The sequence below is a fragment of the Neobacillus sp. Soil_C_43 genome (assembly GCF_057656715.1).
In genome coordinates, this window is the sequence record NZ_JBDGJV010000005.1 from 1 (window position 1) to 13,425 (window position 13,425).

Annotated in this window: 12 protein-coding genes; 2 read left to right on the forward strand and 10 right to left on the reverse strand. The window is 36.7% G+C overall.

The genetic code is table 11. The features are described from left to right. Positions 1-932, reverse strand: a 932-nt coding sequence (locus AC3A54_RS08775) for an IS256 family transposase (RefSeq protein ID WP_487654168.1), incomplete at its 3' end; no start/stop codon positions are given. A gap of 830 nt (positions 933-1,762) precedes the next feature. On the opposite strand from AC3A54_RS08775, the gene AC3A54_RS08780 reads away from it, so the two are divergent. Beyond that, a complete protein-coding gene (locus tag AC3A54_RS08780) occupies positions 1,763-1,912 on the forward strand; it encodes a hypothetical protein (RefSeq protein WP_487654325.1) in 150 nt (49 codons plus the stop codon). 37 nt (positions 1,913-1,949) lie between these two features. Here the strand turns inward: AC3A54_RS08780 and pepF are convergent, their stop codons facing one another. The 5 genes from pepF to spxA form a co-directional block, all read right to left on the reverse strand. Next, entirely contained in the window at positions 1,950-3,767 is a 1,818-nt protein-coding gene (gene pepF / locus AC3A54_RS08785) for an oligoendopeptidase F (protein ID WP_487654169.1), read from the reverse strand. Positions 3,768-3,895: 128 nt separating this feature from the next. Next, positions 3,896-5,101: a competence protein CoiA gene (locus AC3A54_RS08790; RefSeq protein ID WP_487654170.1), complete on the reverse strand. Its 1,206-nt coding sequence runs from the start codon at positions 5,099-5,101 to the stop codon at positions 3,896-3,898. A 241-nt stretch (positions 5,102-5,342) separates the two neighbouring features. Then, complete coding sequence (gene cls, locus AC3A54_RS08795) at positions 5,343-6,854, reverse strand: cardiolipin synthase (RefSeq protein ID WP_487654326.1); 1,512 nt, start codon at positions 6,852-6,854, stop codon at positions 5,343-5,345. A gap of 76 nt (positions 6,855-6,930) precedes the next feature. Next, the gene (gene mecA / locus AC3A54_RS08800) at positions 6,931-7,602 is read right to left on the reverse strand and encodes an adaptor protein MecA (protein ID WP_487654171.1); all 672 of its coding nucleotides are present in this window, start codon (positions 7,600-7,602) and stop codon (positions 6,931-6,933) included. A 409-nt stretch (positions 7,603-8,011) separates the two neighbouring features. Then, positions 8,012-8,407, reverse strand: a complete 396-nt coding sequence (gene spxA, locus AC3A54_RS08805; protein WP_308080527.1) for a transcriptional regulator SpxA — start codon at positions 8,405-8,407, stop codon at positions 8,012-8,014. A gap of 579 nt (positions 8,408-8,986) precedes the next feature. On the opposite strand from spxA, the gene AC3A54_RS08810 reads away from it, so the two are divergent. Then, a complete protein-coding gene (locus AC3A54_RS08810; RefSeq protein WP_308080528.1) occupies positions 8,987-9,172 on the forward strand; it encodes a hypothetical protein in 186 nt (61 codons plus the stop codon). A gap of 204 nt (positions 9,173-9,376) precedes the next feature. Here AC3A54_RS08810 and AC3A54_RS08815 read toward each other — a convergent pair whose 3' ends face one another. Genes AC3A54_RS08815 through opp3b form a run of 4 tightly spaced genes read right to left on the reverse strand, consistent with a single transcriptional unit; the run spans position 9,377 to position 13,384 of the window. After that, positions 9,377-10,315, reverse strand: coding sequence for an ABC transporter ATP-binding protein (locus AC3A54_RS08815; RefSeq protein WP_487654172.1), 939 nt, complete (start codon positions 10,313-10,315; stop codon positions 9,377-9,379). Then, positions 10,316-11,410: an ABC transporter ATP-binding protein gene (locus AC3A54_RS08820; protein WP_335548588.1), complete on the reverse strand. Its 1,095-nt coding sequence runs from the start codon at positions 11,408-11,410 to the stop codon at positions 10,316-10,318. Positions 11,411-11,426: 16 nt separating this feature from the next. Next, entirely contained in the window at positions 11,427-12,455 is a 1,029-nt protein-coding gene (opp3C, locus tag AC3A54_RS08825; RefSeq protein WP_335548589.1) for an oligopeptide ABC transporter permease, read from the reverse strand. Continuing rightward, positions 12,452-13,384, reverse strand: coding sequence for an oligopeptide ABC transporter permease (gene opp3b, locus AC3A54_RS08830; RefSeq protein WP_335527060.1), 933 nt, complete (start codon positions 13,382-13,384; stop codon positions 12,452-12,454). Before opp3b ends, opp3C begins: the two co-directional genes overlap by 4 nt. Positions 13,385-13,425: the final 41 nt, after the last annotated feature.

Below are 13,425 nucleotides of genomic sequence, written 5' to 3' on the forward strand. Positions count from 1 at the left end.
ATGGCCTTGTCTAATTTTGAATTGCCACTAAATTGCTCAATGAACTCTTTCTTATATTTTCTGGCTTCCTCTACGGTGGCTACTTCAAATATTCTCTTTAACCCGATTTTGACTTCATCCATACCCTTTTTAGGCATATGGGTTATGATATTCTTTTTGAAGTGTACCGTACATCTTTGCCAGGCAGATCCCACAAACTCTGTTCCGATGGCAGCTTTTAACCCTTTGTGTGCATCAGAAATGATTAGCTTAGGTGATTGTAGACCTCTAGACAGTAGGTATTGGAAGAAACGCTGCCAAGCTTCAGTACTCTCTATATGGTCTACTCTCAAACCAAGAATTTCACGCCTATTGTTCTCGTCAACAGCCGTTGCGATATAAACAGCTTTAGATACGACACGGTTATGTTCTCGTACTTTGATATACATAGCATCTGCAAAGATATACGGGTAGTACATCGTGTTCAGAGGTCGACTTGCCCATTGGTTCACTACAGGATCTAGCTTTTCTGTAAGAGTGGATACAAATGATTTAGAAACCTTATGCCCACAGAGTTGTTCCACGATATTGGAAACTTTTCGTGTGGAGACCCCATTCACCACCATTTCAAGCATAGCTAATACAAATGCTTGGTCACAACGAGCATATTGTTCAAACACTGTAGTTGAAAAATCCCCACTACGAGTACGAGGTACTCTAAGCGTAATTTTTCCAATGCTAAATAATAAATCACGATCATAATATCCATTGCGGTAGTCACGACGTAAACTTGAACGTTCGTAAGAACCGGCTTGTAAGAACTCATCGCGTTCTTTTTCCATAACAGAATTCAATACCAAGACAATAGACGCTTTAATGACAGCGTCTATATTAGAGTTCATAACTGAATCTTTTAAATCGTCAATATTTAGGTTAAACTGTAATTGGGTCATAATTAATTCCTCCACATTGTTTTCGTCGCTGATAACATTGTAGCCATGAGGAATTAATTTGACTCATTTTCTTTTTACACAATTATATGGACTTAATCCCTTTTTTCCCTTACTCTGTCCGAAGTTACCTTGCCTTCTGACAGTGTTTTGGTTTTTTACGCTTACTCTGTCCAAAGTTCGCTTGCCTTCTGACAATGTTTTGGTTTTTCACGCTTACTCTGTCAGAAGTTCGCTTGCCTTCTGACAATGTTTTGGTTTTTCACGCTAACTCTGTCAGAAGTTCGCTTGTCTTCTGACAATGTTTCACCTTTATTCCCTTACTCTGTCCGAAGTTGCCTTGCCTTCTGACTGTCTTTCACCTTTTCCTCCTTACTCTGTCCGAAGTTGCCTTGCCTTCTGACTGTCTCTCACTTTTTTCCTCTTACTCTGTCCAAAGCCACCTTGCCCTCTGACAGATTTCTTGAATCCAGTAGCAATTCTGTCCAACGCATTAAGAGCTTAGCTAAAACTATAATATAAATTAGAAAAATTAATATAGGAAACAATTATATATACAAAAATGCCTTGCAGATTCTGACTGCAAGGCATTTTTCTATAATACGAACAAAGGGGATGGGAGAAATTTTTCACGGTCAAACAAAGGGGTATATGTTTGTAGTGATCAACTTCACGCATTTAATATACCATGCATTCAAAGATAGTGACAATAAGTTTGTGTGTTATTTCACATTATTGTCAATAAATCATAATTTCACGAAATGGACAATAGACATATAACAAGAAACCATTAAAGGTGGGCTATCCCTGTGGCTAAATTTCCCGTTATAGTTATGATCCTTTTTGTCTTTGGAGCGTTTTTTCTTCATTTGTTAGCTTTACTCAATGTTTTCCCGCTTCTACTCAGTACGCCTATTTTATTCCTTGCTATATTGATTATTGTTCTTTATATTAATGACCGAAAAAGATTTAGAGGATTTTAAAAGGATGCTGCTATACATAGCAACATCCTTTTTCTTGTTATGATAATAATTTTTCTAATTCATTCAGTTTTTCTTCAAATACTTTACATGCATTTTTAACTGGTTCTGCACTTGTCATATCGACTCCTGCCTTCTTTAACACTTCAATTGGATAATCAGAACTTCCGGCACTTAGGAAATCGATATAACGTTTGACAGCAGGCTCTCCCTCTTCTAAAATTTGCTTGCTGAGCGCTGTTGCAGCGCTGAAACCTGTTGCATATTGATAGACATAATAATTGTAATAGAAATGTGGGATTCTTGCCCACTCCAAACCAATTTCCTCGTCAATGACGATATCTTCTTCACCAAAATATTTCTTGTTTAAAGCATAATAGCTTTCAGTTAACGCCTCAGCTGTTAACGCCTCATTGTTTTGAGCTTTTTGATGGATTAAATGTTCGAATTCAGCAAACATGGTTTGTCTGAATACCGTACCTCTAAAACCTTCAAGGTAGTGATTTAGAAGAAAAATCCGCTTTTGCTCGTCATCAATAGTCTTTAATAAATAATCATTAAGTAAAGCTTCATTACAGGTTGAGGCAACCTCTGCAACAAAAATAGAATAGTTTCCATACGGATACGGCTGTGATTTGCGTGTATAATAGCTATGCACCGAATGACCAAATTCATGCGCAAGGGTAAATAAGTTATTCACGTTGTCTTGCCAGTTCATTAAGATGTATGGATGTGTCCCATAAGCACCCGAAGAATAAGCACCACTACGCTTTCCTTTATTCTCATGAACATCTACCCAGCGGCTTTCAAAACCTGTCTTCAGGATTTCGCCATACTCCTCACCTAATGGAGCTAAACCCTTTATGATTATATCCTTTGCTTCTTCATACTTAATGTCCATTTTTACATCTTTCACAAGTGGTGTATAAAGATCATACATATGAAGCTCATTTAAGCCTAAGACTTTTTTCCGTAGCTTCACATACCGATGCAATAGATGCAGATTTTCACTAACTGTATTTACCAGATTATCGTATACACTTTCTGGAATATTGTTTGCTGCAAGTGCAGCATGTCTAGCTGAATCATATTTTCTGATCCGTGCATTGAAATTATCCTTTTTTACATTGCCGCTTAATGTACTAGAAAAGGTATTTTTAAAACTTCCATATGTCTTATACACGGCTTTAAAGGCATCACGTCTTACACGCTGGTCTCCACTTTCCAAGAAACGAATATAACGACCATGGGTAATTTCAACCTCTTCCCCATTTTCATCTTTAATAGAAGGGAATTCTATGTCTGCGTTATTAAGCATGCCAAAAGTATTACTAGAGGCATTCATTACTTCGCTTGCTTCAGCTAGTAATGCTTCTTGTTCAGCAGTTAGGACATGTGCACGCTGCAGATTAATTTCAGCAATGGCGTGTTCATAAAGTTTTAGCTCTGGTTTCTCATTCAAGAAACTTGCAACCTTCTCTTCCTCGATAGACAGTATTTCAGGTACAATAAATGCAAGCTGGCTACCTGCCTGGGAATAAAGATTTTTCATCCGATCATCTAGGCCCTGATAGAAGGAATTAGTAGTATCCTGGTCGTAGCGCATATGTGAATATGTATAAAGCTTTCCAATCCGTTCCAATAGCTTATCTTGGAATTGAAGAGCTTTATAAAGTGTCTCTGCACTTTCACCTAATTTTCCTTCATATTCTTTAATTCCAGAAATTTGATTTTTGACGTCTTGAAATTCTTTCTCCCAGTCCTGATCACTAGCAAAAATATCTTCTAATTTCCAAGTATCATCTACAGGGATATCATTTCTAGTTGGTAGTGATTTTACGGCAGTTTCATTTGACATCTTCCATCCTCCATTCAAATGTAGATTTGCAAAAAGCTTCCACTCCTAATAATATTCTCCTAATTTTTCAAATTTCCTTTACAATCGTTAGAAAAGAACGACCATACTCACTATATTATGCCCATCTACTAATTTTCATTTATGATTTTACAAAGTGAACCATGTTTTTGGTTAAACCGAACCATGTTTTCATCTCTTTCCCTATTAGAGTTAGGAATCCATATTTTCTCTTTCACTTGAAAACAGGTTTCACCCACTTTTGAAAGGATACCTAGCTTTGTTAAGTAAAGGAGATATTCAATAACTGCAAGCAAAGGATTCAGATGGCTCACCTGCGGTAAGTGTCTGCTTACCACTTCATGTCTTTTCACTCTCCTATTTAAATGCTCCTTCATTTCTTGCATGGTAATTAAATCACTAGGTTTTTTATGGGATAGTAAATCAAGATATACATACGTCTGCCAAATAACGGGTGGTGTTTGGATGAGTATCGAGTGAGGGACAGGGAGGCCTATTTCTGGTGGAAGTAAAAATGGATTGAGGCAATTATTGTAGATTTCAAGAAGGAACTTTTTTTTATGTTGATCTGAATAACGTATCATATTTTGAATGATCCTATCCATTTCTGTTTTCCACTTTGGCATGTAAATCCTTTTTTGAGGTTTTGGGGTGAGTAAACTAGATATTTCTAACCTATCAGGTGAGTAAAAGGAATGTTGGGTAAAGGCATTTTTTATCGAGAAGGGTGTAATGGATTCCACTAGATGAAAGTGTTGCTTTTCGGGGCAATAGGATGGAATAAAAAAGGTGCCTGGTAAAGAAGATCGTAAAAATAAGTAATGAAAGTTAGATAAAGTATCGATGTCTCTCTGCTTTAGTTGCAAATGCCTGCTTGCAATAATCCATAATGGAATGTAATCATTCTCAAGATATGTTTTTGTTCTCTTACTAAAAATTTCTTCAGGTATCGGTGAGCACTGATATTCTAAGGCGTATTTCTTACCGTTAAATTTGAACAGAATGTCTGGACGCTGTTGGATTTCCTTGTCAAAGTACTCCAATACTGCGGGTATATTTTGTTTAATAAGCCACTGATACAGCTGTCGTTTGCCATCCAAGTGATAGATGGATTCATGGTCATAAAATTCCCGGCAAGCTCCACCTCTTTTATGTGCAAAATGAAAAATACGATGATCGCCTAATTTTAACAAAACACTTTCCCCACAAATAGGGCAAAAAAAATCTTCATTACTCCGAAGGGACAAAAGGCTCTCCTTCTTATAGTCATAACCAAGACAAAGTTTTTCACCATTTTTTGTTATGGCAGTTAACAATCAAACATCTCCTCCTTTTTTTGTATATATTTCGCCATATTTTGCAAAAATCCTCTATAAAATAAGAAAAGACTCGCCAAAAAATTGACGAGTTAATAAGAAAAGCGCAAGCGCCTTGATCAGCCCCGACAGGCAAATGTTCTTCGGCAAGAAAAGTCCGCCTGTTGACTTTTATTGCCGAAGGTTATTTGACCCGAGGGGCTAGGCGCTGAAGCTGGACAATTCTCGAAGACACGCTCGATTATAAAAGAGGAGATAGAAGCCTTGCCGTTGACTCTAAAATCCGCAAACCAAAATGCCGTTTTTGAAATGTGAGTAAATTAAGCTCCTTGGCATTTTTGAGATCATTTAAATATTCCATAACGAGTTTCTCCGTACTATTCGTTCGGAATAAAAATGCATTTACTTCAAAATTTAAATGAAAACTCCGCATATCCATGTTCGATGTACCGATAGAGGCAAGTTCACCGTCGACAATAACAATTTTACTATGCATAAATCCTCTTTCATATTCGTACACCTTTACCCCAGCTTCCAATAATTCAGGAAAATAGGACCTTGAGGCATGAAAAACAATTCGTTTATCAGGACGGTTGGGAACAAGCAACCTGACATCCACACCGCTTAAAGCTGCCACTTTAATTGCCGAAAAGATATCTTCATCTGGAATAAAATACGGTGATGCAATCCAGACATTTTTTTTAGCAGATGTAATCATAGCGAAAAATATATTTTTTATAACACTCCACTCATTATCAGGACCACCAGCAATCAATTGAACCCCACCATGACTTTTATCATCAAGTTGTGGTGATAGATATTCCGCTGTTAGAAAACTGTGGTTCGTCATGTAGTACCAGTCCTGCAAAAAAATGAGTTGGAGGGTACGAACGGCTTCTCCCTTTAACATCAAATGTGTATCCCGCCAGAAACCTATTTCTTTGTCCCTTCCTAAATATTCATCACCAATATTTAATCCACCAACAAAGCCAATCTTTCCATCAATTACGATAATTTTTCTATGATTACGGAAATTAAATTTATTATTTAAAAATGGTAATCTTACTGGTCCAAATGGAACGGTTTCAATACCAGCTCCTCGTAAATCATTAATGTATGCTTTTGATAATTTCCAGGAACCAACTGCGTCGAAAAGGAATCTTACTTTAACACCTTGATTCGCCTTTTCAATCAAGATATCCTTGATTTCCTGGCCAATATGGTCATGTCGAACAATATAATATTCTAGATGAATATGGTGCCTTGCTCTTTTCAACTCATCAATAATGTTACGGAAAGTCTCTTCTCCATTGGTCAGTACTTTTGTAGAAGTATCAAAAGAGATAGGGCTGTTTCCAAGCTTATGAGCAAGTGTAAATAATCTTCCTTGGTGCTCTCCGAGTAATCGGCGCTTCTCTTCACTTCTCGGATCGTCATCCCCTTCAACCGTTAGAAAAGCCTGCTTATCTAAGAAATACTTCTTCCTAAACATTCTCTCTTTTCGATAATTACGTCCAAATAAAAGGTAAAAGAAAAAACCAATTAGCGGAAAGCTTCCTAATACCACTAACCATGTGATGGTTTGCGTAGGATGTCGGTTTTCGAAGAAAATAACGAACCCAATAAAAATGACCGAAAACGTTATGAAGATACTTAAAAAACCAAATACTCCACCTTGTAATTGGTCCCGGAAGAAAAACCATAGTACGGATAATACGGCTACAAACACTATAACCCTTACTGTGTTTTTCAGATTACTCACCTGCCAAAATATACCTTATTTAATCATGATAAAAAAACCGATTTCAGTATTGAAATCGGTATGCATACTAGCCAAAATGTTTTCGTAATTCAGCAAAGACATTTTGGGAGATTATTTCTTTCCCATATTCTTGTACACGATGAATGGTTATCTGTGTTTCATAGCCATATTCGAGTAAAATACTTAGAATGTCATCAATTTGATCTTCTTCAAACACATCTTCAGGAAATTCTGTATATAGATAGTACTTACCTTCAAAATGATAAAGTTTAGTCACTAAATCATCTAACCCTGGACGGCTTGAAAGCATAATAATATCTTCAAAATCTTTAAAAACGAGAAGAAATTCTAGAGTCTCTTCCTCTAAGAGGATCTCTTCTTCCTCTAAATGTTGTGGATTGAAATGCTGGTCTAAAAGTTCTTCAATTTTTTCATCCACTGGTATATCTTTCATTTTATCACTAGGAAGTGGGAGCTCGAACTTTTGCCCATCTTTAGAAAGCTGTGCTTTAGTAACCAGAACCTCTAACCCCTTCTCTAGAGCCTGAACCTGTATCCAAAGCGGACCTTCAACTACAAATTCTTCTTCGCCATGCACTTCATCCATCATTTCCCAAAAGAGTTCTTCACTTCGTTCACGATTGTACCATATTTCTTCACGGTCAAATCCTCTTTCCTCAATATCTCCATAGGAAATGTAAAATTTAACAGTATTTTCGTTAATACGTTCAATCTCCACCATAACCTCTCCCTTCCGTTTACCATATTGAAGGGACAAAATACCCCCAAGCAGATAATTCATCCTATTTGCCTTCATAAAAAAGGAAATATTCTTGTACTTTCATTTTATGACAAAAGCACTAATATGGGAAATAAAAAAGGTTAAAAACTAAAAAACCATTATAATGCCTATCGTTATTATTATGATAGTTTATATATTGTAGCAAAATGCCTCTAAAAGAACAAATTTTTTGGATTAAAATTAAAAAGCGGAAGCGCCTCGTCCAGCCCCGACGGGCAAATGTTCTTCGGCGAGAAAAGTCCGCCTTTTGACTTTTCTTGCCGAAGGTTATTTGACCCCGAGGGGCTAGGCGCTGTAGCTAGATTCAAACAACAAAAAAGACCTCCTAATATGAAGGTCTTATCATTTAATTAACCATCCGCTGCGCTTCCCTTAGTTGGAATGTACGCACTTTTCTTGGAAGAAACCGTCTAATTTCATCTTCGTTATATCCAACCTGTAATCGTTTTTCATCAATAATTATAGGTCGACGTAACAAGCCTGGATTTTCTTTAATTAATCCAAACAAATCCTGAAGCGGCATTGAATCTAAGTTGACATTCAATTTTTGGAATGTCTTTGATCTGGTTGAAATAATTTCGTCTGTTCCATCTTCCGTCATACGAAGAATTGCTTTAATCTCCTCCATGGATAGGGGCTCAGAGAATATATTTCTTTCAGAGTATGGAATCTCATGCTCTTCTAACCATGATTTTGCTTTACGACATGATGTACAACTTGGTGAAGTGTATAGTGTTACCATCCTTCTTCACACTCCTCTATTATTTACGGATGTAATACTCTTATCAATATATAGAAATAAAACTATTTTTAACTTAAATTTTATAATTGTAACACAGTTGTAATTAAAATGATTATAAATAAGGAATTTCTATAATTATTATACACCACTGATACTAAAAAAGGTATCCCTTTTTCCAAATATTATAGAAAGGAAAGAAATACATGACTCTTATTATATTAGACGAATGATGTGAAGAAAAGTTTCAATAAATTTACGATTTTACATTTAAATTTACCCAATCCATTTATTTTCTACGTAATAATATTCGTTTCTATTGTCCTGTTTTTTGTGGGTTTCTATGTATAATATCGAATTTATCCTTTGCTAAACAATTTTTTTACGGTAACAATTATTTTATCAGGGTTTTATTCTCAATTAAAGAACGGAAATGAAAACGCATTCATTTTTTTCGTATTCTTTGTCTGATTTCAGCATTTACTCTTTCAATAAAGCCTAAGTTCTTTTAAAATAAGGTATATGGGATATTTACAAAGGTTGATCATTATTTTGATTTACAAAAATGGAGGGATTTTTATCATGGCTGGATACATAACAGATCTAACAATGGTTGCTTTATTAATTGTCGGAATCACTGCCTTAATGGGTGTTATTACAAACGGTATTGGTGAAAAAGTGTTCGGTGGCAAAAACCGTAGTGAATATGTAGACGAAAGTGCAAAATACCAAACAGGCTGGAAGGCTGTTGGGGGAAAAAGAAAATAATTAGAAAAGCGTAAGTGCCTTGTTCAGCCCCGACAGGCAAATGTTCTTTGGCAAGAAAAGTCCGCCTTTTGACTTTTATTGCCGAAGGTTATTTGACCCGAGGGGCTAGGCACTGGAGCTGGACAGTTCTCGAAGTCGAATTTTAAACTTTTTAAATTATATTATAAGGAAAAAACGATCTCCAAAAGCGAGATCGTTTTTTTGTTAATGCTTAGATTGTGCCAAATATTGTTTGAACTCTTTTTCTGAGCATAAAACAAAATGACCTGGGGTAACTTCTCTAAATTCAACTGCTTCGTTACCATCATAATTATGGGAAGCTGGATCATATGATTTACGCTTTCTAGTCCGCTCACTGATTGGATCTGGAGCAGGAATTGCTGACAATAATGATTGAGTATATGGGTGAAGAGGATTTTTATAAAGCTCTTCTGCCGGTGCAAGCTCAACCATCTTACCGAAGTACATTACACCAATACGATCACTAATGTATTTAACCATTGAAAGGTCATGTGCGATAAAAAGGTAGGTTAGACCTTTTTCTTTTTGCAATTTCTTCATAAGATTTACAACTTGTGCCTGAATGGAAACATCCAACGCTGAAATCGGCTCGTCTGCAATGATGAATTCCGGTTGAACCGCAAGTGCTCTTGCGATACCTATCCGTTGACGTTGACCGCCACTAAACTCATGTGGATAACGATTGGCATGTTCTCTATTCAAACCAACTGTTTCTAACAGCTTATATACCTGTTCCATACGATCTTGCTTTGATGTTGCCAAACCGTGAATATCAATTCCCTCGGCAATAACATCAGCAATTTTCAATCTCGGATTAAGAGAAGCATATGGATCTTGGAAAATCATTTGCATCTTACGGTTAAAGTCTTTTAATTGTTTTTTAGACTTTTTTCCATGAACGTTAACACCGTCATATAAGACTTCTCCACCCGTTGCATCGTATAGGCGGATAATCGTACGCCCAGTAGTAGACTTACCACAACCAGACTCACCAACTAGTCCCATAACTTCCCCTTTGTAAATATCAAATGAGACGTTATCAACGGCTTTTACTTCGTTCGCTTTACCTTCGTTAAAATACTGCTTTAAATTTTTAATTTCTAGTAATTTATCTTGAGCCATTTAGTTTCCCTCCTTTTTTCCAGGGAATTGCCCAGTGGTCACTTTTTCTAATGTAGCCACACCTGCATTACCAACATATTGATTCTGACGTCTCTTAACAGCTTCCGGTGGTTCAACCTTTGGTGCATCCGGATGTAATAACCACGTAGCAGCATAATGTGTATCAGAAACTTTAAAAAATGGTGGTTCTTGCTCTAGGTCAATCTTCATTACAAATGGGTTACGTGGCGCGAACGCATCACCCTTTGGTGGATCTAATAAATCTGGAGGTGTTCCCGGAATAGAGAATAACTCCTCATCATGTGTATCCATGTCAGGCATAGAACTAATTAATCCCCAAGTATATGGATGTTGTGGATTATAGAAAATTTCATCAGCCGTTCCAATTTCAACAATCTTTCCACCATACATAACAGCAACACGGTCAGCCACATTGGCAACAACACCAAGATCATGTGTTATGAAAATAATCGATGTGTCGATTTTCTTTTGTAAATCTTTCATTAATTCAAGAATTTGTGCTTGAATTGTTACGTCCAATGCAGTTGTTGGTTCATCTGCAATAAGAACTTTAGGATTACATGCCAAAGCAATTGCAATAACAACACGTTGTCTCATACCACCTGAGAATTGGTGTGGGTATTGGTTCACACGAATTTCCGGTTTAGGAATACCAACGAGCTTCAATAAATCAATTGCTCTTTCTTTTGCAGCATGCTTACTCATATTTTGATGTTTAATTAGCGGTTCCATTATTTGGTTGCCAATTTTCATAGTTGGATTTAAAGAAGTCATAGGATCCTGGAAAATCATTGAAATATCTTTTCCGCGGATTTTTTGCATCTCTCTATCTTTAAGCTTTGTTAAATCTTTTCCGTCAAAAAGAATTTCACCGCTTTTTATCTCTGAATTGTGTTCAGGAAGTAGACGCATTATTGACTTAGTTGTTACTGATTTTCCAGAACCTGATTCACCAACGATTGCAAGAGTTTCACCTTTAAGTAGGTCGAAACTCACCCCACGAATCGCTTGAACCTCACCAGAAAATGTATGGAATGAGATATTTAAATCTTTTACTTGTAATATTTTCTCCATTCAGTTCACCCGCCTTTTAATCACGCATTTTTGGATCAAGAGCATCACGTAATCCATCAGCTACTAAGTTAAAGCATACCATAATTAAAGCAATCATAAGGGAAGGTATGATCATTTGATATGGGAATGCAATCATCGCTTTATATCCTTCATTTACCAATGTTCCTAGTGATGCATTTGGCTCCTGGAGACCTAATCCAATAAAGCTTAAGAAGGCTTCAAAGAAAATCGCATTAGGAATAGAGAACATGGTGTTAATGATTATGACACCAAACATATTTGGAATCATGTGTTTAAATATAATTGAGCTATCTGATGCTCCAAGTGTTTTAGCTGCTAAAACAAATTCCTGGCCCTTAAATTTTAATACCTGTGCACGCACTACTCGGGCCATACTAGTCCAACCAGTGATTGTTAAGGCAATAATAATTGGGATGATACCAGGCTTTAGAACAAGGATCATTAAAACAACGACAATCAGGTTAGGTATACCAACGATAACCTCAATAATCCGCTGCATAAACCCATCGACTTTTCCACCTAAATATCCAGAAACCGCACCATAGGTTACACCAATCAGCATATCAATTAATGCCGCCATAAAAGCAATGAAAAGGGAAACTTGTGTACCTTTCCAGACACGTGCAAAAAGATCACGACCTAAATTGTCAGTACCGAACCAATAATAGGCATCAACCTTACGGACTTCATATGCGTTATATTCTGTTCCATCTCTACGCATTAATGTACCATCAAAAGGGAGCCAGTGGACATTTTCTAACCCTTGAATACGCGGTGGAAGGTTATTATGTTTAGTTGTTTGTGTATCGTAAGCATATGGCGTTATTAAAGGGCCAATGAACGCCATTAAAATTAAAATGACAAGAACGACTAAACTGATAACCGCCCCCCTATTTTTACGGACACGCATCCAAGCATCCTGCCAGAAACTCAAACTTGGCTTAGAAATCTTTTCACTTTTTGATGGGTCTACATGAGCAGGAGCAAACATATCCTTTGAGATGATTATTTCTTTATTGCTCATTTAGTTTTCCCCCCCGAAATACGAATACGTGGGTCGATAATTCCATACAGAATATCAACGACTAATATAATAACTACAAATAGAACGGCAAAAAGAATATTTGTACCCATAATTACTGGATAATCATTTACACTGATCGATTTAACAAACTGTTCACCTAAGCCAGGAATACCAAAGATTCTTTCAATAACTAGTGAACCAGTCATTAAACCTACAGCCAATGGCCCCAAAACGGTAACAACAGGGATTAATGCATTTCTAAGAGCATGCTTTACACTAATTTGCCAATAGCTTGCACCTTTTGCTTTAGCAAGTGTAATATAGTCAGACCCTAGCACTTCAATCATTTCAGTACGCATAAACCGCGCTGCAATTGAAATAGGGAACATAGCTAACGCAATAGTTGGAAGGATGGTATACTCTGGTCCTCTCCAAAACATTACTGGTAACCAGCCTAGTTTAACTGCAACGTAATACTGAAGCATACCAGCAAAAATAAATGATGGCACCGACTTTCCTACTACAGCAATAAAAGTAGAACCATAATCCAACCAGGTATTTTGTTTCAATGCAGCAACTACACCTAGGAATATTCCAAATAATGCACCAAAAATCATGGCTTCCAATCCAAGTGTTGCGGATGGTCCAATACGATTAGCGAGAAGTTCTGTTACAGGGGTATTATCAAATTGAAAGGAAACTCCTAGATCACCTTTTACCATTGCACCTAAATACTTAATAAACTGAACAGGCACGGGGTCATTTAACCCATATTTCTCTAGCAAAAGGGTACGCTGGAATTCTGAGAGTTTTTCAAAGTTATTAAATGGACTTCCAGGAATTAATTTCATGAGGAAAAAAGTAATTGATATAACAATGAAAAGTGTAATTAACATATAAATCACACGTTGCACGAGATATTTTGCCATGCCTACACCTCCTAATTGATGAAATCTTCAACATTTTTCGA

Coding starts and splice junctions, on each gene's coding strand:
- AC3A54_RS08780 (WP_487654325.1), top strand. CDS start 1,763: ATGATCCTTTTTGTCTTTGGAGCGTTTTTTCTTCATTTGTTAGCTTTA.
- pepF (WP_487654169.1), bottom strand. CDS start 3,767: ATGTCAAATGAAACTGCCGTAAAATCACTACCAACTAGAAATGATATC.
- spxA (WP_308080527.1), bottom strand. CDS start 8,407: ATGGTAACACTATACACTTCACCAAGTTGTACATCATGTCGTAAAGCA.
- AC3A54_RS08810 (WP_308080528.1), top strand. CDS start 8,987: ATGGCTGGATACATAACAGATCTAACAATGGTTGCTTTATTAATTGTC.
- AC3A54_RS08815 (WP_487654172.1), bottom strand. CDS start 10,315: ATGGCTCAAGATAAATTACTAGAAATTAAAAATTTAAAGCAGTATTTT.
- AC3A54_RS08820 (WP_335548588.1), bottom strand. CDS start 11,410: ATGGAGAAAATATTACAAGTAAAAGATTTAAATATCTCATTCCATACA.
- opp3C (WP_335548589.1), bottom strand. CDS start 12,455: ATGAGCAATAAAGAAATAATCATCTCAAAGGATATGTTTGCTCCTGCT.
- opp3b (WP_335527060.1), bottom strand. CDS start 13,384: ATGGCAAAATATCTCGTGCAACGTGTGATTTATATGTTAATTACACTT.